This is a genomic window from Zoogloea sp. JDB1 (assembly GCF_056724025.1).
On the sequence record NZ_CM161496.1, the window covers coordinates 2,212,523 to 2,234,430 of the forward strand.

The 21,908-nt window shown below is 63.1% G+C and carries 15 protein-coding genes; 2 read left to right on the top strand and 13 right to left on the bottom strand.

Annotated elements, in window-relative coordinates; genetic code table 11:
* Positions 1–1,653 (top strand): 2,3-bisphosphoglycerate-independent phosphoglycerate mutase, encoded by a 1,653-nt coding sequence (gene gpmI, locus AC1PPK_RS09920; protein WP_481117655.1) that lies wholly within the window; start codon positions 1–3, stop codon positions 1,651–1,653.
* A 124-nt stretch (positions 1,654–1,777) separates the two neighbouring features.
* Here the strand turns inward: gpmI and AC1PPK_RS09925 are convergent, their stop codons facing one another.
* From AC1PPK_RS09925 to AC1PPK_RS09960, 8 genes are all read right to left on the bottom strand, one after another.
* Positions 1,778–2,983, bottom strand: coding sequence for an NAD(P)/FAD-dependent oxidoreductase (locus tag AC1PPK_RS09925; RefSeq protein ID WP_481117656.1), 1,206 nt, complete (start codon positions 2,981–2,983; stop codon positions 1,778–1,780).
* 142 nt (positions 2,984–3,125) lie between these two features.
* A complete protein-coding gene (locus tag AC1PPK_RS09930) occupies positions 3,126–3,659 on the bottom strand; it encodes an RrF2 family transcriptional regulator (RefSeq protein WP_481117657.1) in 534 nt (177 codons plus the stop codon).
* A 178-nt stretch (positions 3,660–3,837) separates the two neighbouring features.
* The gene (locus tag AC1PPK_RS09935) at positions 3,838–6,330 is read right to left on the bottom strand and encodes a DUF5682 family protein (RefSeq protein WP_481117658.1); all 2,493 of its coding nucleotides are present in this window, start codon (positions 6,328–6,330) and stop codon (positions 3,838–3,840) included.
* A gap of 50 nt (positions 6,331–6,380) precedes the next feature.
* A complete protein-coding gene (locus AC1PPK_RS09940; protein ID WP_481117659.1) occupies positions 6,381–7,478 on the bottom strand; it encodes an ATP-binding protein in 1,098 nt (365 codons plus the stop codon).
* An 11-nt stretch (positions 7,479–7,489) separates the two neighbouring features.
* A complete protein-coding gene (locus AC1PPK_RS09945; RefSeq protein ID WP_481117660.1) occupies positions 7,490–11,293 on the bottom strand; it encodes a DUF4132 domain-containing protein in 3,804 nt (1,267 codons plus the stop codon).
* Between the two features lie 25 nt (positions 11,294–11,318).
* Entirely contained in the window at positions 11,319–13,364 is a 2,046-nt protein-coding gene (locus AC1PPK_RS09950; protein ID WP_481117661.1) for a hypothetical protein, read from the bottom strand.
* Between the two features lie 2 nt (positions 13,365–13,366).
* Positions 13,367–14,494, bottom strand: coding sequence for a VWA domain-containing protein (locus tag AC1PPK_RS09955; protein WP_481117662.1), 1,128 nt, complete (start codon positions 14,492–14,494; stop codon positions 13,367–13,369).
* Between the two features lie 49 nt (positions 14,495–14,543).
* Positions 14,544–14,915, bottom strand: a complete 372-nt coding sequence (locus AC1PPK_RS09960; protein ID WP_481117663.1) for a hypothetical protein — start codon at positions 14,913–14,915, stop codon at positions 14,544–14,546.
* Between the two features lie 482 nt (positions 14,916–15,397).
* Here AC1PPK_RS09960 and AC1PPK_RS09965 point away from each other — a divergent pair, with 482 nt between their 5' ends.
* The gene (locus AC1PPK_RS09965; RefSeq protein WP_481117664.1) at positions 15,398–16,408 is read left to right on the top strand and encodes a hypothetical protein; all 1,011 of its coding nucleotides are present in this window, start codon (positions 15,398–15,400) and stop codon (positions 16,406–16,408) included.
* A 93-nt stretch (positions 16,409–16,501) separates the two neighbouring features.
* Here the strand turns inward: AC1PPK_RS09965 and AC1PPK_RS09970 are convergent, their stop codons facing one another.
* From AC1PPK_RS09970 to AC1PPK_RS09990, 5 genes are all read right to left on the bottom strand, one after another.
* Positions 16,502–17,278 (bottom strand): enoyl-CoA hydratase, encoded by a 777-nt coding sequence (locus AC1PPK_RS09970; protein WP_481117665.1) that lies wholly within the window; start codon positions 17,276–17,278, stop codon positions 16,502–16,504.
* Positions 17,279–17,304: 26 nt separating this feature from the next.
* Positions 17,305–18,450: a CaiB/BaiF CoA transferase family protein gene (locus AC1PPK_RS09975; protein WP_481117666.1), complete on the bottom strand. Its 1,146-nt coding sequence runs from the start codon at positions 18,448–18,450 to the stop codon at positions 17,305–17,307.
* A gap of 162 nt (positions 18,451–18,612) precedes the next feature.
* Positions 18,613–19,749 carry an acyl-CoA dehydrogenase gene (locus AC1PPK_RS09980; RefSeq protein WP_481117667.1) on the bottom strand — a complete coding sequence of 379 codons (1,137 nt, stop codon included), beginning with the start codon at positions 19,747–19,749 and terminating at the stop codon, positions 18,613–18,615.
* Between the two features lie 16 nt (positions 19,750–19,765).
* Positions 19,766–20,953, bottom strand: a complete 1,188-nt coding sequence (locus AC1PPK_RS09985; RefSeq protein ID WP_481117668.1) for an acetyl-CoA C-acetyltransferase — start codon at positions 20,951–20,953, stop codon at positions 19,766–19,768.
* 37 nt (positions 20,954–20,990) lie between these two features.
* Positions 20,991–21,755 (bottom strand): 3-hydroxyacyl-CoA dehydrogenase, encoded by a 765-nt coding sequence (locus AC1PPK_RS09990; protein ID WP_374486345.1) that lies wholly within the window; start codon positions 21,753–21,755, stop codon positions 20,991–20,993.
* Between the last annotated feature and the right edge of the window lie 153 nt (positions 21,756–21,908).

Genomic DNA, 21,908 nt, shown 5'->3' on the forward strand with positions numbered 1-21,908 from the left:
ATGCTCCAGAAGAACCCCGCCTTCCCCGGTGTGGCCGGGCCGGTCGTCGTGATCGTCATGGACGGTTACGGCCTGCCCAAGAACGACGCCGGCAGCGCCATCGCCGCCGCCCGCAAGCCGACCCTCGACCGCCTGTTCGCCGACTATCCGAACATCTCCCTGCGCGCCCACGGCACCGCCGTCGGCATGCCGTCGGACGACGACATGGGCAACTCGGAGGTCGGCCACAACGCCATCGGCGCTGGCCAGGTGTATGCGCAGGGTGCGGCACTCGTCGCCAACGCGATCGCCGATGGCGCGATCTGGGCCGGCGAGGCGTGGAAGGAGATCGTCGCTGGCGCGAAGGCGGGCGCCGATGGCAAGGAAGGCACGATCCACTTCATCGGCCTGTTCTCCGACGGCAACGTGCACAGCCACATCGATCACCTGAAGGCGATGGTCGTGCAGGCCAAGGCTGAAGGCGTCAAGACCGTGCGCATCCACGCCCTCATCGATGGCCGCGACGTGCCCGAGACCAGCGCGCTGGAATACGTGGTGCCCTTCGAGGCCTTCCTGGCCGAAGTCAGCACCGACGGCTTCGACGCCCGCATCGCCTCCGGCGGCGGCCGCCAGTACATCACCATGGACCGCTACGACGCCAACTGGCCGATGGTCGCCAAGGGCTGGAAGACCCACGTGCTCGGCGAAGGCACCCAGTTCGCCAACGCCACCGAGGCCATCAACGGCCTGCGCGAGCGTCACCCGGGCACCATCGACCAGGACCTGCCGGAATTCGTCATTGCCGACGGCGGCAAGCCCATCGGCACCATCGAGGACGGCGATTCGGTCGTCTTCTACAACTTCCGCGGCGACCGGGCCATCGAGATCACCCGCGCCTTCGTCGAGGACGACTTCGACAAGTTCGACCGCGTGTGCCACCCCAAGGTGACCTACGCCGGCATGCTCCAGTACGACGGCGACCTGCAGCTGCCCAAGCGCTTCCTGGTGGCCCCGCCGGCTATCAAGGACACCTCCGGCGAATGGTTCAGCAAGGCCGGCCTGGCCCAGTTCGCGTGCTCCGAGACCCAGAAGTTCGGCCACGTAACCTACTTCTGGAACGGCAACCGCTCGGGCAAGTTCGAAGGCGAAACCTGGCAGGAAGTCCCCAGCGACGTGGTGCCCTTCGAGCAGCGTCCGTGGATGAAGGCCGCCGAGATCACCGACGCACTGATCGCCGCGCTGCAGTCCGGCCAATACAAGATCCTGCGCTGCAACTACGCCAACGGCGACATGGTCGGCCACACCGGCAACTTCCAGGCTGCAGCGATCGCCATCGAGGCCGTCGACCTGGCCCTGTCGCGTCTGCTGCCGGCTATCGATGCCGCCGGCGGCGTCGCGCTGATCACCGCCGACCACGGCAACGCCGACGAGATGTTCGAGCTGGACAAGAAGACCAAGCAGCCCGCCCTCAACAAGGACGGCTCCTTCAAGGCCAAGACCGCGCACACCCTCAACCCGGTGCCGCTGATCCTCTACGACAACGTCAGCGGCGGCAAGCTGGGCCTCAAGCAGACCCCGACCGCCGGCCTGTCCAGCATCGCCGCCACCGTCGCCAACCTGCTCGGGCTGGAGAAGCACGACAAGTGGGACGAGGGCGTGCTGGAGGTGAAGTAAAGGTCTTCCAGCAGGGAAATGGAAATCCCGTGGGGGCGGTTCATTGGCCCCCACGGGAGGTTTGTCCCGACGGCCTGCCGTCTTGCCTGCGTGAGTTGCGGGCAGGGCGGCAGGCCGTGTGCCATCAGGGCACGATCACGTAGTCGGGATTGGCGATGGCGAAGACGGCCTGGCGGTCGGCGGCGGGTGGGTAGATCCACTGGGTGGTGATGTCCCGCTTGAGGTTCTTGGCGTCCTGCCGCGTCAGGCTGATCTGGCGGTCCCAGCCCTCGGTGTACAGCGCGCCCCAGGTGCCGAGATCCAGGCAGGTCACGTACTTGGGCTGGCTGTAGGCATGCAGTGGCAGGCCGAGCAGTTCGGCGGCGGCGTTGTGGCCGGCAACCCGCCCGAGGCTCAACGCATGCTGGCAGGACATCAGGGCCACGTTGCCTTGGTCGTCCGCGGCCGCGTGGGCGACGTCGCCGGTGACGAACACATCGGCCGCCTCGCCGGCGCGCAGGTAGGGATCGACGTGGACGCGACCCTGCGCGTCATGCTCGCCGGGAATCTGCGCGGCGAGCGGGTTGGCACGGGCGCCGGCGGTCCATACCACGGTGGCGGCTTCGATGCGCTGCCCCGCCGCAGTCGTGATCCCGTCCGCGTCGACGGCTGCCACAGCCACGCCGGTGACGATCTCGACACCACACTCGGCCAGCGCTGCCTCGATGACCGGCCGTGGCACCGGGCCCAGGTCCGGGCCGATGCCCGGTGCCTGTTCGATCACCACGACGCGAATGTCGGCTTCCTTGCCTAAAATCCCCCGCAGGCGCAGCGGCATTTCTGCCGCCGTCTCGATGCCGGTGAGCCCGCCGCCGACCACCACCACCGTATTGCGTGCCGCTGTTGCCGGGCGCGTCGGCAGGGCGGCGAGGTGGGCCGCAAGTGCTTTGGCGTTGGCCAGCTGGTCCACATTGAAGCTGAATTCAGCGAGGCCGGGGACGGGGGGCTGGAACAGCGTGCTGCCGGTGGCCAGCACGAACTTGTCGTAACCCAGGGTGCTGCGTTCGCCATCGCCGCTCACGACCTCGATTTCATGACGGTTGCTGCGGATCGACTCGACTCGTCCGGCCATGTGGCGGACTCCGGTCGCCGCGAACAGCGCCAGCAGGTCCGGATCGATGTTCTCGATAACTGCTTCGTAAAGGCGCGGGCGGACGACCAGCGTAGGGCTCGGCGAAACCACCACCACCTCAATGTCCGTCCTGCTGGCGAGCTCGACTGCCCTGGCAGCCGACAGGGCCGCCCACAAACCGGCAAAGCCGGAACCCGCGATGACAATTTGCTGCATCATTTCATGTACTCCTAGCAGACGCCGGACGTAGAGGGGCCTTGCGCAGGGGCGCAATAATTCGCTCGGCACATCCGGCAGGGGCCGAGGGCGATTGACCTAAGGGGAGGTGCGCGGCGCCGGCGGAAGGCCGCGCCGCGAAGTATCAGGCCGGGGGCTTGGGCTTGCGGCCGGGCTTGCGGTTGCCGGTGCGCTCACTGGTCCAGTCATGGACCTCGACGAAGAACTCGCCGGGCGCCTTGCGGCTGAAGCTGGCCGCCACCTCGGCGAGGGAGTGGGTCGCCAGTTCCTGGCGCATCGCCTTTTCCGCCTGCAGCATGATCTTGTGGATGCCGCATACGCCGCTGGTCGCCCAGTCGGGCGGCGTTTCCCCGAACACTGCACAGCGGCTGCGGATCTCCTGGCAATCGAAGAGCGGCTTGTCGCCTTCGATGGCATCGACGATCTGCAGAAAAGTGATCTCCTCCGGTGGTCGGGCGAGCCGGTAGCCGCCACGCACGCCCTCGCTGGCGGCGACGATGCCGGCCTTTTCGAGCTTGGGAAAGATCTTGGCGACGAAGCTCGGCGAGATGCCCTGCAGCTCGGCCAGATCACGGCTGCTCAGCGCAGTTTCGCCCGAGCCGACGAGCCACAGGAGACAGTGAATGCCGTATTCGACGCTAACGGTTAGATGTGCCATAACGCAGACTATATGAGTCTGCGTTTTAGGTTGCAAGAAAAAACGTGGACTTTATTTGTCTGCGTAAGAGTCCGGAAGGCTGACGGATGGAATAAGCAGGCTTCGTTACGGTGAATTCAGGAGTTGGACCTAAAGTGAGTCGTTGAATCGAGTGAGGGCGGATATGTGTTTTTGATCCTCAACCTATCCAGGTATCGAGTCCATCCCGCTTCAAGCAATCGATCAGCGCTTGTTGCAGTTGAAGGCCATTGATGAGGTCGTCCTCGCTCGTCTCGTAGTGGACCTCGGTTAGCAACGCTCCGTCACCGAGGCCGTGTAACTGCGCAATGCGACTGGCCAGGTTGGCAGTGTCCTGCGGACGTAGTCGGGTGAATGCCTGCCGAAGGTCGGGCAGATGCGTGATAAAGGTATCGCTGTCCCAACCTGCAATCAACGCATCCATGCCCTTAAGCAGCATGGGTAAGCGCAGTAGAAGTTCCGGCGCAGCGGCCATTACGCCATTGAGAAAGCGCACGGCTTCTTGCGATACCGCACCGGTGCCGAATCGAGTACTTACGGCCGCTTCCAGGGTTGTCTCGGGCCATGATCCATCGAGAAACAGCAGCGCAGCGGATGCGCCTGCGATAGCCGGCGAGACATTGGTATCGCGCGTAAAGCGGTCGAACTGGGCATGGAGCGGAGTAAGGTCGATATCGGAGTCTTTCTCGATACGGGCGAGTAATTGAACGAACTCGCGCAGTGAGAGCAGTTGTTCGACCGCCTCTGCTTCGGCTGACTCTTCGATGTGCGCCAGATCGGGCAATAGAAACAATGCCGCCAGCCAAACACGCTGAAGTAGTGAGAGCAATTGGGGATGTTGCCGCGCGCCTAGTGGCTCACGTGCTTGCCAGAGGGTGATCAATCGATGTCCGCATTCGAGCACTGAGGCAAACGAAGAATCCTCATCGAGATGCGATGAAAGCACTTGCAGCAGTTGTGGCAAGCGTGAGTGGAGGCCGACCAGACAAGCGCGTACGAGCAGCGTTGAAACGGCGGCAGCACTACGTGCCCGGCCCGCTTCGAAGAGTGCAGACTCCTCCTGTGCGAACCGTGCCATGCACACGGCTTCAAGGGTGGCGCCGTCGGCAGTTAGTTCGATCAGTCGCGCTTCTACCAGGGGGGACCACGCGACACGCCATTCTTCGAATAACAGATTGAGGCGTGTATTACCAAGAAAATCCGGGCCCGAAAGACAGGAGGCGAGGCCTGCATCCAGATAGTCCATCGCATGGAAGAAACGGCTACGCTCGCGGTGCATCGGCTTACGGTAAAGATCAAGCCTGGCGGTGCGCGGAGTGCTGTCGTCCAACCGTACGCCGGCAGCACGTGCGCGCCGGCGTGTGTCCTCGATAAGTGGTGGTGAGCCGGCAGATGGGGGGACATCGCCGATGCGCGTGCCTCCCAGAAAGCGGCGCAGATCGGTCGTGAAGCCGTGTGTTCCGTCGTCAATGGCCCCCTTTATGTAACATGAACGAATGGCATCGATGAGATCCTGCCGGCCCGGTCCAGCGTTGCCACGTAGTGTTGCGAGTCTCACTGCTTGCACAGTCGCAGCCTGCACCAGCGCAGTAGAGGCTGCGTCGGAGATATCTTTTTCGCGTGCTTGACGAGCAAAGCGGGTAAGGCAGTCGACTGTGACGGACAGAAAAGGCTCGTCGTGGCCGCGCTCGATGGCGTCCCAGACCCCTTGGTAGTACGCAGGAGATGGCATGCCTGCGGTATAGCCGTTGAGTGCATCAAGTCGCTCGAAGCTGTAGCGGATCAGCCAGGCTGGGTGCCGCTCCCCATGTGCTTCCTTGTGCTGAGAGGTGGTTGTGGCGGTTTGCCATGATGCGAGGAGTTCGGATGTATGGAAGCCGCCGGTGACAACTACGATATTTCCCTCGACACGTTTCCTCCAGGCCCGGATGTGCGTCGCCATATGTCGTTCGCGTGGTAGCGAAAGCTCGGCTTCAAGTACTTCCGGTTTGTAATCGAACCGCGCCATTGCGCACCAGTGAAAGACGTCTCCGAAGAACATTCGCCAGTCCGCCAGTGCATCCAAGGTACGCAACTCGAATAGCCGGTCCCAAAGTTCGTGATGATCGACGCATCCGAGGCGCCGTGACATGGCAGACAGGTAGTTGCTATGCGCAAAGTACTGTTCCGCCAGCAGACTTTGAGCCGGGCCTTGTTCCTGCCCCTCTCGTTCCCAAGCCTTGTCGTGCCATGGCAGGTCGATCAGCGCGAGCTGTGCGCCGAGTGCTGCTCCGTCGCGTATGGCGATCCACTCGGGGCTGTAGTCGCAGAACGGATAGAAGGATGAACGCATTTCGGGATGCGTTTTTTCTTCCTCGTCAGTCTCGTTGTTCTTGTTTTGGCGTTTGCTCTGGCAGAAGAACGCTACCGGTGCTTTCGTCTGTGGATCGGAAAGTAGCGGCAGGAGGGGAGCGAGATCGTCCGGACCTTCAACAAGAACTGCGGCGGGCTTCAACTGGCGCAGCATATGACGCAGCGCCAGCGCGCAGGCCGGGCTGTGGTGACGCACAGGCGCGAAGTAGATGCCGTGTTCACCAAAGAGCCGCTCGCGTGCGGCGTCAAGCATAGTGTGACCCGCATCCGGCATCGATGGGGTTTCTGGAGTGTTTTTCATTCCGGAGTGGCTTCGTTCATCACGACGGCCGGCCGTTTGCTTTGAGACGCTCACTGCCATAGAGACCGCGCCGCGTCGTGGAATGCCTTCCACTGCGCATCGCGTCGGCCACGTTCGCGCACGACCGTTTCGAAATAATGGCGTATCCGGTTGGCATCGTCCTGACTGTCCTTCAGTACAACACCCTGCAGTTGGCCGGCAAGCTCGCGGGGGGTGAGCTTGCCACCATTGAAATGTTGCGCCTGTAGCGCAGCAGCATAAGCGACGTTCACTGCCTCTGCCGTCGACATTACCGCGTTCAGCCCCTTGATCCCGGTGCCCTCTTGCGTCTGGCCGGTGCGCAGTTCCTGGAATGTAGTGACGAGCAGGCTGATGACATCGCGCGGAACGTGCATTTCGGCTGCACTTGTACCGAGTTCGTGCGCGAGCTGCGTCATCACGAGTTCAATCTCGAACTGCAGATCGCGGATCGGTCGCACGGTTTCGAAGTTGAAGCGCCGCTTCAAGGCCGAGGACATTTCGTGGACACCGCGGTCGCGCAGGTTGGCCGTCGCGATGATGTTGAAACCACGTTGCGCGAAGAGCCGCGATTCGTCACCGAGTTCGGGAATCATCAGCTGCTTTTCGCTCATCAGCGAGATCATTACATCCTGGATTTCCGGTGGGCAGCGGGTGATTTCCTCGAAGCGTACGAGCTTGCCGGCGCGCATGGCCTGGTAGATCGGAGAGGGCACGAGTGCGCGTTGGCTTGGCCCCTCTGCGAGCAAGAGTGCGTAGTTCCACGAATACTTGATGTGATCTTCGGTCGTGCCAGCCGTGCCTTGTACCGTGAGGCCTGAGTCGCCCGAGATCGCTGCAGAAAGCAGTTCCGACAACAGCGATTTTGCGGTGCCCGGCTCTCCAACGAGCATTAATCCCTGGTGGCCCATCAGCGTAACGATCGCGCGGTCGATCAATGGGTCGTCGCCGTAGAACTTGCGGTTTACCTGAAGTGCTTCATCGCCGAGGATAAACCGACGTACTGCGCGAGGAGAGAGCTTCCAGCCTGGCGGACGCTTATCCTGATCGGCATTGGCAAGCCGCTCAAGCTCGTCGGCATATCGTAGTTCGGCGGTGAGTCGTACCGCTTGTGTAGTGTTCATGTTCATCTAGGGTTCCCTTACCACGGCATTTTCTTTTCCCAGTCGGCATCGAAACCGCTGCATGCGTGGGCGACGGCAAGATAGTCTGCATACGCCTCGGCAAGCAGCACCGGCGGTACTTTGGCGAGCGGAATCGTGCGATCCCCCCAGGTTCGAATCCCCATGTCCTCAAACGCGAGTATTTTGAGCGCGGCGGGTAGATTTTCTTCCGGCAGACAGTTGCCGGAAAATTCGATGGTGACTCGCACCCCGACACTCGGGAATTCTTTGAGGTAGTGGCTGAAGAAGCCGCCGTCTTCCGCCTGCGAGCGTTGGTAGCCAAGTTTGCTGAGGGTACCGCGCAGCGTGAAGGTATCGCTGATCCAGCCACGGCGATCAGCGATTTCCTTGATGTCATGGCTCTGCTCATCGGTGAACGAAATGGTCGGCGTGTTACGCGTCATTTGCGGGAATAGCGGAACGACCTTGTAGTCTTTGAAATGTGCAATCCACGTAGACGCAATCTCGCCAAGCAGCGAGGCGTGGCCGAGGCGGACTAAGCTGTCGGCCTGAGGCTCTATTTCATCGTCCTCCACGTCGATCAGGCTACCGTCTTCAGTCGGGCGGAAGCTCCTCAGGATCGTCCCGTCGGGGGCGGTTTCAAGCCAGACAAGCCGCTGGATCAGGCGCCCTACGATCGGGTGACGATGCAGGTATTCGCGCCACTCGTCCTGGGGCCAGTGACGGCCTGCGCACATCGCCTCGAATAGCCTTGCGGTCTGGAGTTCGACGATCTGCTTGAGCTCCTTTTTGCTGCTCGAGAACCGTGACTTCGTTTCCTTGATCAGTGCCGGGTCGTCGTTCTGGCGTGCCTCTGGCAGCGCCTTGACGACCTTGCCGTCCGGGGTGCGCAACTCGGGCTTCATCGCGGGGTCGAGCGTCAGCGTGAAGACGCGATTGCCATATGGAAGTTCCAGTTTTCCGTTGTCATCCAGACCTGCCGTCGGCGCGGTACGATCGGCGAGCTGCTCCTGGGACCAGCCATTGCGATCGGCGATCTGCTGAACGAGCATGCGTGCTTTCTCTTGTACCGAGGTAGTGCGATAGCGTCGCGCGATGCCGAGCAGGAATTGAATCAGCACGGGATCGTTGCCTGATGCGGCAGCTTCAATCATCGCTTCGATCTGGGCGCGGCGCTGGTAGTGGTCGCGCATGTATTGCTGAAGCTGCGTGACTGTCTCAAGTGCGGGCGCAAATGCGATCAGGGCGAGAATCCCTTTTTCACCAATCGCACTGCCCAGGTATTCGTTGAGCTTTTCGCGCTTGCACTCTTCGAAGACCTGTTCTTGAGTCTTGTTGTAGTTGGTTTCATACCATTGCCTGTGCTCGGGCTTGGCGTCCAAGTAGCACTGCTGGTAGCGCTGATAGAGTTGCGGTGCATTGGCCTGCGCGTAGGTGAGGCCCTCTTCGAGCGATGGATGGCGTATGTCCTGCGCGATGAACTGGTGCAGTATGAATCCGCCAAGCTCTCGCCGACCGGGTGCATCAAGTAGTTCGAGGTAGCGTGTGAGCAGTGCATTGCCACCGGGCTCCTTGAGCTTGCATGCGAGAACGACCCACCACCTGATGATTTCGGGCTCTATCGCTTTGCCATTGGCCCAACAACAAGCGGGCAAGGCCTCCATCGAGAACCATGCGAGGCCCGCCGGCGGTCTTGCCTTGAGCCCCTTCCTGGCTTCCGCGAGCAAATGTTCTGGGGCAAGCCAACGCGAAATATCTGCGCCAAACGCTTCGATCGCGGTGAGATACGCGGCGCGTACCGTTTCGCGGCTTTCCTTTTCGAGCGCAGCAATCAGGTGGTCAATCGCTTCGCCATGCTTGAGGGCTACCAGCCAGTTCGCGGCTTCGATGCGCATTTCGCTCTTCGTTGAGCCGAGCGCTTCAATCACGCGCCGGGCTATGTCCGGCTGTGATGAGAGCACGGCCTGCGCAGCAGAGCGATAGGTCTTCCCCTCACCGAGCGCGAGTTCCATCACACGCGGAAGCCAGCGCGCCTGGATCGTCGGGAAGGTTGCAAGCGTGCGCAGTGTCGGGCCAAGTTCCAGATTGATGCGTCTGTCCTCGCGCTTTTTGGGGGCAACGAGTCCGAGACCTTCGTCGATGTACTCCGGATGTTCGGCAAAGAAGGGCCAGATGCACTCGGGTGGCAGTAGTTCGGCGGCGGTTGCGGTGTTCCAGAACGTGCCCAGAGCGCAGCTTGCGACTTCATCGGGAGATATGCCGGAACGCTGGAACAGCTCAGCCAGGGCGCGCAGATCAACCGATCCGGGGGCCTGCCGTGAAAGCCATTTCTGGAAGCTGTTGTCCATCCAGAAGCTTCCCCAATGACGTGCAATCGCCAGCCATCGCATCAAGTGCGTGACGCGAAACGCGGGTAATGCTTGGAGGCGGCCACCAAACATCACGCACTGCTGCACGTTGTCGTTGCGCGTGCGGTCGTGGTCCCGCTTTTCACCTTGGCCATTGAGGACCATAAGGGCGCTGCGCAGATGGGCTTCCTCAACCTTCTGCATGCCAGCGTAGTCTTTTTGACGCCACTTGTAGGTGTGCTGACCGGTCCTGTTTTCTTCGATTTCGGCCTCGGCTGCCTGGCGTGTCTTGTCCAGTAGCTCGCGATGGTTTGCAACAAAAAGCTGCAGCACCTCCTCGCCGAGCTCCGCGTCCTCGAACGCTTGCCATGCTGGCGGTTCCGGCAATCCAAGTTCGCCCGCATCGTTGGCAGCGTCGAGTCGTGAGAGTGCGGCACGGATCGTTTGCTGTACCGCTTTGCTCGCTTCACTTGTCAGGGCGGCTTTCAGCCGTACGCGAGCCGTGTCCGCCGGCAGTCTGGCCATCAGTTCGGCTGCGTGGCTGCGCTGCGTACTGTCGCCGCTGCGCAGCATGCCTTCGAGCAGTTCAAAGCGGTATGTCTCTTCGATTTTTTCGAGCTGCTGTGAGCCTGCGATACGTACGGCCTTGCTGTTGTCTACCGCGAGCCGCACCAGCAGGTGTGCAAATTCTCCGATCAAGCTCGTATCGCTGCCGATGCGATTTGCTAGAACGATCCGACCCGCGACTGAAAGTTGCGTCAGAAGCGCATCCACGGCCTGAGCATGGGCATGCATATAGGCGGTGACGGCGGCGGTATCGACCAGTCCGAGAAGATTGTCGTGGTGATAGTTGTCGAGGTTCTTGCGTTCGAATACCACTTGCAAGGCGAGCGTTTCGTCCAGACCCTCGCGAGCGAGAAGGCTTGCAATGAGTGCAATGGTCCAAGCGGGCCGCGTCTTATCGAGCGTTTTCTGGCCGCCTTCGTTGAAGCTTGAGAATACGGCGTCATTGACAAGGTATTGCAGCCAGTCCGGGACCGGCGCACCAGGATGTTCGAGCGATTTGCCCGCGTCGGCTGCAGCCAGTGTCTTGCCGAGGCGCACGAGCACGTCGAGTGGTGGCGTGTCGGTGGGGATCGACGCATAGAACTGCGCGCGGGCGACGAGGCTGGCCTTGCCGAGCTTCTCCACTTCTTTCTGATTGTAGATGCTGTATTTCCAACGCAGCCGTCCGGGTCTGCCGACGAGCTCACTGAGTTCGGCCTGCGAATTGCCCATGGTCGATAGTTCGAGCAGTACATTTTCATGCGTACCCTTGAGCACGAACTCAAGCGCTTTCATCGCGAGACTGCTGGAAGCCTTGTCGAGCGGATCGAGTGCCTGCTTGAGCAAGCTGGCTTGCCCTTGGTCGAGTTCGCATGGCGCGCCCTCCAAGCTGGTGAGCACGTTCAGAACCTTGTCGAAGAAACTCATGCTTATACTTTCGATATGGAGAGTGTCATTGCGGTAACGGCAGACCTTCGATTTCGCCGAGTACCTGGCACAGCCAGACGAGCGTGAGCAAGGTGTCTGCGCTTGGCTGTGCCAGATGCATATGGAGCGTGTCAGCCAGTGTTTGCAGGCCGACCGAGGTGATACGTGATTGCGCTTCCTGCAGCATTTGAGTTTGGGACGACGTCAGCTGCAGGCGGCCAGTTTCGGCTTGAGTTTCGATGACTTCAGCGATGGGGGCGAGGAGTCGCGCCGCCAGCGTCGGTGCCGTGGTGGGTAGTGGTACTTCACGCTTGGCTTCAAACATGCGGAGGATGCGCCCTGCGAGCATGGTGCTGCGAGCGGGTTCGGCGGCGAAATCAAGCGATACCGTCTTGAGTGAGTTGGTGGGCGGGTCATCGACCAGTAGTGAAACCGGTATCAGCAAGGTGTTGGCCATGCTTCGTTCGATGCGCACCAGCACTGCACGTACGGCAACACTGCGGGCGATGAGGCGGTCGAGGTTATCGATCCGTTCGCGGTATTCCCTTCCGCAGAGAATGGTCAGAACCAGCCAGCGGCCGTTCACGTCTTGTACCGGCCACTCAAAGCGCTGGTGGGCTTCGTCCAGGCGTGGCGCACGTATTGAATGCGGTCGGAGCAGTGCTGCGTCCATCGGTGTACCGATGAGGCCGATGGCGTCCCGCAGGCGATCGGCCATCTGCGTCCAGTCATCCCAGCCTAGGGCACTGATGCCTTGGTCATCGCATTGCCAGGCTGGCATCGTCTGTGCTCGCGTGACGCCGCCTATCGCGAGGCGTCCATCGTCTGCCAGGCGTGGCTGTTCGAGCTTCAGCGTCCCTTTGCAGATGTGTTCAGCGGGCCCCGCACCTTGCCAGACTGCATGCGTCTTCCACGCGCCGTGTCGTGTGAAGCTGACGTCGCTGGAGTCGGGGCGCGCCAAGAAGGCTTGCAGCAGACGTTCGCCCTGGATGTCCCAAAACGCCAGTGTGAGTCCACGCGCGCCTCCACGTGTCTGCCACCAGTGGGCACCGAGAGGAAGGAGTTCGAGTGCTGCTGTTTCATCGAAATCCCGTCGCAGCTTGCCACGCAAGGCTTCAGCAGTTTTTCCGCGGGCGGAGCGATGTGCCATGGTAATTGCATGGATACGCGCAATCAGAGAGAGCACATCACGTTCATCCACCCGATGGTCACGCAGGGCAAGGAGATCGACCATGCCGCCCAGATTGCGTAGCAGCGAAGCAATCCGCGGAAGCCCTTCACTGCGCGCCGACATGTTGAGTGCGAACAGCCGTTCTGAGGTGACATGGCTGACATGCGAAAGCCCGCCCATAATGAGTTCGCCCAGCATTGAACGGACTTGGTCCAGAAACTCCAGCTCGCGCGTGGCTGGCGGCTCCTTAGTATCTGGTGGCACAGCGATAGCCCTCGCCGGCCATTCGAGCGGGCGACCTTGTTCGCGTCGTAGCGCCGCAATGGCCATCAGGTGCACCGCATTGCGCTCGGAGACGGGGACTTCAGAGACCATGCCGGCAAAGCCGGCACCGGCAATCCAGCGGCAGCTCGCGTCGAGCTCTGGAAGTTCGAGTACAAGCAGAGCCGCCTGATCGTGCCAGATCAGGCGTTCGACCGGCGTGCCGGCGGCGCGGCGCACGGCTGCGATCCCGGCGGCCTTGAAGAGCGTTGCCGTATCGAGATCAAGCACTTCCTGGAGCGCGCTGGAAGGCGTTGGTATCGTGAAGGGCTGCCCTTCGCCGGCGTGCCCCTCGATCGCAATAGCTGCGGGTTCAAGGGTGCGCAACCACAGTACTGCGCCGAGTATGTGCTTGCATATGCCTGATGCGGGACAATCGCAGCGAGCGTGCTGTGGTCCGCGGGAATCGAGCTCCACGCGCTGACCATCGGCAGAAATTGCAGCGCCGTTGTCACGTTGCACGATCCACGCGAGTTTGCCGGCCTCCACGTCCTTTGTGGCACGGCGCAGCAGGCCTGCGTTGGCGAATGCCGTCAGCGTGTCATCGTCATAGGCGCGGTAAGTGTCGAACCAGGGCATCTTCAGTTCATCACTTCGGCGAGCCATTGCGCAAAATGCGTTGGCGTCAGGGCCGCGACGTGCATCCCTTTATCGGCGAGCCGCTGGGCCATCTGACGGTCATAGATCGGGTTGGCAGCTTCATCGAGGGCTGCAAGTCCGAGGAGTCTGACGTGTGCTTCCGCCATGCGCTGGACGGCAGTGAGCAGTGCACCGGGCGGTGCGCCTTCTTCGAAGTCGGAGATCAGGGCAAAGACTGTGCGATGTGGGTTGGTGATCAGTGTTTCGCAATAGCGGACTGCGCGGCCGATATCGGTGCCGCCGCCAAGCTGAACGGTGAGCAGCACTTCAGCCGGATCATCCGCAAGATGCGAGAGATCGACCACATTGGTGTCGAAAACGATCAGTTTTACGCGTACCGTCGGCAGTGCGCTCATGATCCCGGCGATGACTGCACTGTAGATGATCGAATCCGTCATCGAACCGCTCTGGTCTACGCAAAGCACGACGTCCCAGGGGAGTGAGCGCTTGATGCGCGCATTGAAGTACGGCCTTTCGATCACGAGCTGACCGCGTCGGACGTCGTAGTGCTTGAGGTTCGCGGCAATAGTCATGCGTGCATCGAAGTTCTGCGCGCTTTTCAGGTGCGAGCGCCGCATTCTGTTGCGGCGACCGACGAGCGCATTGACAAAGTCACTCCGGAGCTTGCGCGTGATTTCATCGACGGTCTTGCGGATCACTTCGCGTACAGCGTCCCGCATGTCGGCAGACAGCCGTCCGCGTATTGTCAGCAGCACTTTGACGAGACCCGGCGTGGCTTCGAGGGAGGTCAGCACGTCAGGGGAGCGCAGCAGTTCCGTTATTCCATAGCGCCCAAGCGCCTGCGACTGCATGCGCTCGAAAACGTCATGCGGAAAAAGCTTGCGCGAGCGTGCGAGCCAGTCGACGGCGCGCAACTGGCTCGGGTCAAGGGTACCGCCGCGGCTTGCCCCTCTATCCAGGCCGCGACCTTCATATTCACGGCCGTAAAGATATTCAAGTGCTTCGTCGAGCTTCCATTCACCAGCCGACAATGGTGCCGACGATAGTGGCTGCATGGCATAACGGCCCAGGATCAACCGCCAGCGGCGCAATGTGCTTTCTGAGTTCATCTGCCTTCCTGCTCGTCGGCCTGCTTCCATTGGTTGGCAGGCGCCGTATTTACGCCTCCGTGGTGCTCTTGGTCGCCCGTTTGGGCTTGCTGCGGTCGGATTTCTTCTTGAGACCGAGGGCGGCGAGCTGGTCGGAGTCGGGGCCGAAGAGGACGCGGACTTCGTTCTTGACGCCGAGAATGATCTCGTGAAAGTTCTGCTGGGCGGCGAGGAGGGCGTCGCGGGCGGCGGCGAGGGTGTTCTGGGCGTGGATGGCGGCCTCGTCGGCGGCGCGCAGCTGGACGAGGGCCTCGCTGGCCGTGGCGAGGGCGTAGCGGGGGTTGTGCGGGGTGTAGTTGCCAATGCCTTTCAAGGCGATGTAGGTGTCGATGTCGGCTTCGATCTGTTGGGGGGACAGGCGGCTGGTGGTGGCGCTGCTCATCGTGGCTCCTCTGGATGGATGGCGGTTGACGATCGGGTGAACAAAATATTACATGTGGTTATGTTTTTGGGAAAATTTTGATGGGTCTGGAGTGGCGTGGAATCTTTCCCGCCGGGCTGTGAATTCGATTCGCAACCGGGTGGATTCTTCACGCCGGTTTGTGGATTGATCCTTGTAGGGCGCGAATCGAGTCCGCATGTCGGCGAATCCGATTCACCGAGTGGCGAATCGAATTTGCGAGGCTGCGAATCGTTCACGCGGGCTTGCGAATCGATCTGCGGAGACGGTGGGTCGGATTCGCGGCTGTGCGGAACATGCGGAAAGTGGCGCAGGCTGCTTTGGGCAACGCGCCTGTTTATCTCATGAGGTGCGAGATGATAATGTCATGGAATCCGGAGTCTGCAGCCCTGTTCCGATGACGGTCGGGCTGACCGGCGCCGTTCCTTGAATCGCTTGGCGGCGATTGTTTCGGTGACCTGCCCATGCCTTTTCCCGTTGCGCTGCGCTGTGCGTTTGAACGACACGCGATGCCTTTCTCCCGGACATGCCAGCGTGTCCGGCCATCTGTTCTTGTCCCGGTGATCCTGCTGCTCGCACTGCTGTCGGGGTGGGTGTGGCGCGCGCTGCAGCCCGTCGAATACCGGGCCCTTGTACGGGTCAGGCTGCCGGTCGTCGCTGATCAGGGGCCGCAGCAGCTCAACGATCCCGTCGAGGAGCTCGCCAGCCGGGCCTTGCTGGAGAAGGTGGCGGTGCGTCTGGGCGAGAGCGGCGGCACGTCTGCGGACGTGTCCGGCTTGCAGGGGCTGTTGCGGGTCGAGATGTTGCCCACGAGCGGCATCATCCTGCTGCAGGCCATGGGCTCCGACCCTGCGTATCTGACTCGTGTCCTGAATACGGTGCTGGATGTGTACCGGGAAGAGGGCCAGGCGGTGACGCGCATCCGGGCGGTGGCGGGCGCGCTGGAGGCGGCGGGGGCCGAGCTGGGCGAAGCCGAGGCGCGTCTGCAGGAGATGCGGGCCGCGCTGGCCTCGGGCAAGCGCGATGGACTGGGGGCGGACGACGCGAGGCTGACGCTGATTGCCGATCGGGTGGCCGAGCTGCGGGGCGAGATCCGCGATATGGAACGGACCTTTGCGCCTCCCCTGATCCGGCGCAATCCTCAACTACGGAAGTTGAACGGGCGCATTGCGGTGCTGGAGCGGCAGATCAGGACGCAACGGAGCGCGATCCAGCGCAATGCCGTGAGAGCGGCGCAGCGAGAGGTGGGGCATGGCCGTGCCGAGCTGGAACGGCTGAAGACCGAACTGATGATCCGGCGCGCCGAACTTCTGACGGTGGTCGATGCACTTGAGGTGTCGGCTGTGTCGGCGCCGCCCGATCAGGGGCAGACGGCCTTGATGGTGCTGGGAATGGCGGGGGGATTTACAGCCGTGGTCCTGGGGTGTTGCCGGATCGCCAGACGCCGCCGCGATCCCGTGCTGTTGCCAGGCTGATGTGGCCGCCCGGCCTTGAAGCCGGAGGCGCCAATGAGAAAGGGGGTTGGAAGGGGGCCGCAGCCCCCTTCCAACCCCCACTCAGGGCAAGGCTTACTGGTTCTTGAATTCCGGCTTGCGCTTCTCGACGAAGGCGGCCATGCCTTCCTTCTGGTCGTCCAGCGCGAAGGCGGAATGGAACACGCGGCGTTCGAACAGCAGACCTTCGTTGAGGCTGCTCTCGAAGGAACGGTTCACCGATTCCTTGATCATCATGACCACCGGCAGGGAGTAGCCGGCGATGGTCTCGGCGGCCTTGAGGGCCTCGTCGAGCAGCTGGTCGGCGGGGATCACGCGGGCGACGAGGCCGGACTTCTCGGCTTCGGCCGCGTCCATCATGCGGGCGGTCAGGCACAGGTCCATGGCCTTGCCCTTGCCGACGGCGCGGGGCAGGCGCTGGGTGCCGCCGGCGCCGGGCAGGATGCCCAGCTTGACTTCGGGCTGGCCGAACTTGGCGGTGTCGGCGGCGAAGATCATGTCGCAGCTCATCGCCAGTTCGCAGCCGCCGCCGAGGGCGAAGCCGGCCACCGCGGCGATGATCGGCTTGCGGCAGGTCTTCACGCGTTCCCAGTTGCGGGTGATGTAGTCGCCCTTGTAGGCGTCCATGTAGCTGAAGTTGGCCATCATCGTGATGTCGGCGCCGGCCGCGAAGGCCTTTTCGGAGCCGGTGATGACGATACAGCCGATGTTCTCGTCGGCTTCGAAGCCGTTGAGGGCCACGCCTAGTTCGTCCACCAGCGCGTCATTGAGGGCGTTGAGGGCCTTCGGACGGTTGAGGGTGATCAGGCCGACCTTGCCACGGGTCTCGACGAGAATGTTCTGATATTCCACTTGGTTCTCCTGTTGTCGCTGTTTTATTAGAGTGCCCCCGCCGTGCGCAGCCCGTCGATCTCCGCCGGGGTGAAACCCCAGTCGGCGAGCACGTCCTCGCCGGCGCCATCGACGACGGGCGGACGGGGCTGCGCGGGAATGCTGCGGCTGAAGCGTGGAGCCGGGGCCGGCTGCACGACGCCGCCGACCTCGATGAAAGTGCCGCGAGCCCGATTGTGCGGGTGTTCGGGCGCTTCGTCCATGTCCAGAACGGGCGCCACGCAGGCATCGCTGCCTTCCAGCAGCGCGCACCAGGCGTCGCGGCTGCGACTTGCCAGATGGGTGGCAAGGCGCGTCTTGAGTTCCGGCCAGCGGCTGCGTTCCCATTGCTGGCTGAAATCCGGATCGGCTATGCCGGTCTTTTGCAGGAACAGCGCGTAGAACTGGGGCTCGATGGGGCCGATGGAAATGTACTTGCCGTCGGCGCAGCGGTAGGTGTCGTAGAAGGGCGCGCCGCCGTCGAGCAGATTGGTGCCGCGTTGCTGCGACCACTGCCCCATGGCCTTGAGGGTGTACATCATGCTCATCAGCAATGCCGAGCCGTCGGTCATCGCCGCGTCCACCACCTGGCCGTGGCCGGAGCTGCGTGCCTCGGTGAGGGCCGCGAGCACGCCGACCACCAGCAGCATCGCGCCGCCGCCGCAGTCGGCAACCAGGTTCAGCGGTACCACCGGCTTGCCGCCGGCCTCGCCGATCGCGTGCAGCGCGCCGGACAGGGACAGGTAGTTGATGTCGTGGCCGGCGCTCTGGGACAGGGGCCCGTATTGGCCCCAGCCGGTCATGCGTCCATAGACGAGGCGCGGATTGGCGGCCAGGCTCTCGGTGGGGCCGAGGCCGAGGCGCTCCATCACGCCGGGGCGGAAGCCTTCGATCAGGATGTCGGCACCGGCGACGAGGCGCCGCGCGGCGTCCAGGCCCTCGGCCTTCTTGAGGTCGAGGCGCACGACGCGGCGGCTGCGGTTGAGGATGTCCCGCTGCGGATCGAAGATCTCGAAGCCGGGCTTGGCATTGGGGGGGGGCTTGCGCTCGATGCGCACCACCTCGGCGCCCAGGTCGGCCAGGATCATGGCGCCCATCGGGGCCGGGCCGAGGGCGGCGAATTCCACCACTTTCACACCGTGGAGAGGTCCCACGCTTGTCTCCTTCCTGATGGGGTCTTGTGCAGGCATGCGCATGACGGTGCGCAGCAATCGCAACGCGGCCCCCGAGATCGGGAGGCGGAGCGCAGCCGTAATCGAGTACGGGAGCGATCCGGCCGCACGAGATCGGGGGCCGTCGAGGGTTAAGACCTGGCTTTATTCGGCGGCGATGGAACGGCCGATGACCAGACGCTGGATGTCGTTGGCGCCTTCGTAGATCTGGCAGATGCGCACGTCGCGGTAGATGCGCTCGACCGGGAAGTCGCTGGTGTAGCCGACGCCGCCGTGGATCTGGATGGCGTCGGAGGCGATCTTCTCGGCGGCTTCGGAGGCGAACATCTTGGCCATCGAGGCTTCCTTCAGGCAGGGTTTGCCAGCGTCCTTCAACTGGGCGGCACGCCACACCATCAGGCGGGCGGCGTCGAGCAGGGTGTTCATGTCGGCCAGCTTGAAGTTGACTGCCTGGTGCTCGATGATCGGCACGCCGAAGGTCACGCGTTCCTTGGCGTAGCGTACGGCAGCTTCGAAGGCGGCGCGGGCCATGCCGATGCTCTGCGCGGCGATGCCGATGCGGCCGGCTTCCAGATTGGAGAGGGCGATCTTGTAGCCTTCGCCTTCCTTGCCGAGCAGGGCGCTGGCCGGCACGCGGCAGTTCTCGAGGATGATCTGCACGGTGTCGGAGGCGTGCTGGCCCATCTTGTCCTCGGTGCGCCCGACGATGAAGCCGGGCGTGGCGGTCGGCACCAGGAAGCAGGAGATGCCCTTCTTGCCGGCGGCCTTGTCGGTGACTGCGAAGACGATGGCCATCTGGGCGTGCTTGCCGGTGGTGATGAACTGCTTGACGCCGTTCAGCACGAAGTGGTCGCCGTCACGGTCGGCGCGGGTGGTGATGGCTGCCGCGTCTGAGCCGGTGTGCGGCTCGGTGAGGCAGAAGCAGCCGAGCTTCTCGCCGCGGGCGAGGGGCTTCAGCCATTCTTCCTTTTGTGCATCGGTGCCGTACTTCTGCGTGATGCCACAGGCCAGGGAGTTCTGCACCGACACGATGGTCGAGGTGGCGCCGTCGCCAGCGGCGATCTCCTCGAGCGTCAGCACCAGGCTCATGTAGTCCATGCCGGCGCCGCCCCATTCCTCGGGCACCACCATGCCCAGCGCGCCGAGTTCGCCGAGTTCCTTGAGGGCCTGGGCGGGGAAGGTGTGGCTCTTGTCCCATTCGGCGGCGAAGGGGGCGAGGCGCTCCTGCGCAAAGGCACGCATGGAGTCGCGGATCATTTCCTGTTCTTGGGTGAGGATCATCGTGGGTGTCCTTTCCTTACAGCATCTCGACGGCCAGGGCGGTTGCTTCGCCGCCGCCGATGCACAGGCTGGCGATGCCACGCTTGCCGCCGGTCTTCTTGAGGGCGCCGAGGAGGGTGGCGATGATACGGGCGCCGGAGGCGCCGATCGGGTGGCCGAGGGCGCAGGCACCGCCATGGATGTTGACCTTGGCGTGGTCCAGCTTCAGATCATGGATGGCTGCCATGGTGACGACGGCGAAGGCTTCGTTGATCTCCCACAGGTCCACGTCGGCGGTGGTCCAGCCGGTCTTGGCGAGCAGTTTCTGCATGGCGCCGACCGGGGCGGTGGCGAACAGGCTGGGCTGGTGGGCGTGGGTGCTGTGACCGACGATCCTGGCGATCGGCTGGAGGCCTTTGGCAGCGGCGGTTGAGGCGCGCATCAGCACCAGCGCGGCGGCGCCGTCGGAGATGGAGCTGGAGTTGGCCGGGGTCACGGTGCCGTCCTTGCGGAAGGCCGGCTTCAGGCTGGGGATCTTGTCGATGTTGGCCTTCGGCGGCTGCTCGTCGCTGGTGATGGTCACGTCGCCCTTGCGGCCGGCGACGGTAACGGGGGTGATTTCCCATTCGAAGGAGCCGTCCTTGATGGCGGCCTGGGCCCGGGTCGTCGACGCGATGGCGTAGGCGTCCTGCGCTTCACGGGTGAAGCCGTAGTTGCCGGCACAGTCCTCGGCGAAGGTGCCCATCAGGCGGCCCTTCTCGTAGGCATCTTCAAGGCCGTCCAGGAACATGTGGTCCATGACCTGGCCGTGGCCGAGGCGGTAGCCGCCGCGGGCCTTGGGCAGCAGGTAGGGGGCGTTGGTCATGGACTCCATGCCGCCGGCGATCATCACCTCGTTGGTGCCGGCCAGCAGCAGGTCGTGGGCGAGCATGGTGGCCTTCATGCCGGAGCCGCACATCTTGTTGACGGTGGTACAGCCGGTGGACAGCGGCAGGCCGGCGCCGAGGGCGGCCTGGCGGGCCGGGGCCTGGCCCTGGCCCGCGGGCAGCACGCAGCCGAAGATCACTTCTTCGACGGCTTCGGCGGAGATGCCGGCGCGTTCGACGGCGGCCTTGATGGCGGCGCTGCCCAGCTGGGCGGCGGTGAGGCTGGCGAAGTCGCCCTGGAAACCGCCCATCGGGGTGCGGGCGGCAGAGACGATGACGACGGGATCGTTGGTGCTCATGGTATGTGGCCTTTCGCGAATTCGGTGAGGGAGGGGCTTACTTGGCGGCCATGCGGATGGCGCCGTCGAGGCGGATGACTTCGCCGTTCAGGTAGCTGTTGCTGAAGATGTGTTCCACCAGCGCGGCGTACTCGGCCGGCTTGCCCATGCGGGAGGGGAAGGGAACCATCTTGCCGAGGGCTTCCTGCACTTCGGCGGGCATGCCGAGCAGCATCGGGGTTTCCATGATGCCGGGGGCGATGGTCATCACGCGGATGCCGGTGCGGGACAGCTCGCGGGCGATAGGCAGCGTCATGGCGACCACGCCGCCCTTGGACGCGGCGTAGGCGGCCTGGCCGAGCTGGCCGTCGAAAGCGGCCACCGAGGCGGTGCTGACGATCACGCCGCGCTCGCCGCCGGCGTTGGGTTCGTTCTTGCTCATGATCTCCGCAGCCAGGCGGGTCATGTTGAAGGTGCCGATCAGGTTGATGTTGATGGTGCGGGCGAAGGACTCCAGCTTGTGGGCGCCTTCCTTGCCGACGACCTTCTCGGCCGGGGCGATGCCGGCACAGTTCACCAGGCCGCGCAGGGTGCCCAGCTCGACGGCCGCGGCGAAGGCAGCCTTGGCGCTGTCCTCACCGGTCACGTCGGTGGCGACGAAGCGGGCGTTGGCGCCCAGCTCGCGGGCCTTGGCTTCGCCGGCTTCCTTGTTCACATCGGCCAGCACGACCTTGCCGCCCTTGGCGACGATCATCTGCGCGGTTGCGGCACCCAGGCCCGAGCCGCCACCGGTCACCACGAATACGTTGTTCTGGATTTCCATCTATCTCTCTCCTCGTTGCTGTCGGCTGAATGACCCGCCGGGGCGGGCACGATGTGGGGCGCAGTCTAGGCACAAGCGCTTGCGGGCTCCATGCCTAAAACGCTCAATGTGGATGATAGAATTTGCCACATCGAAGGGGCGCAAAGCCCCGTG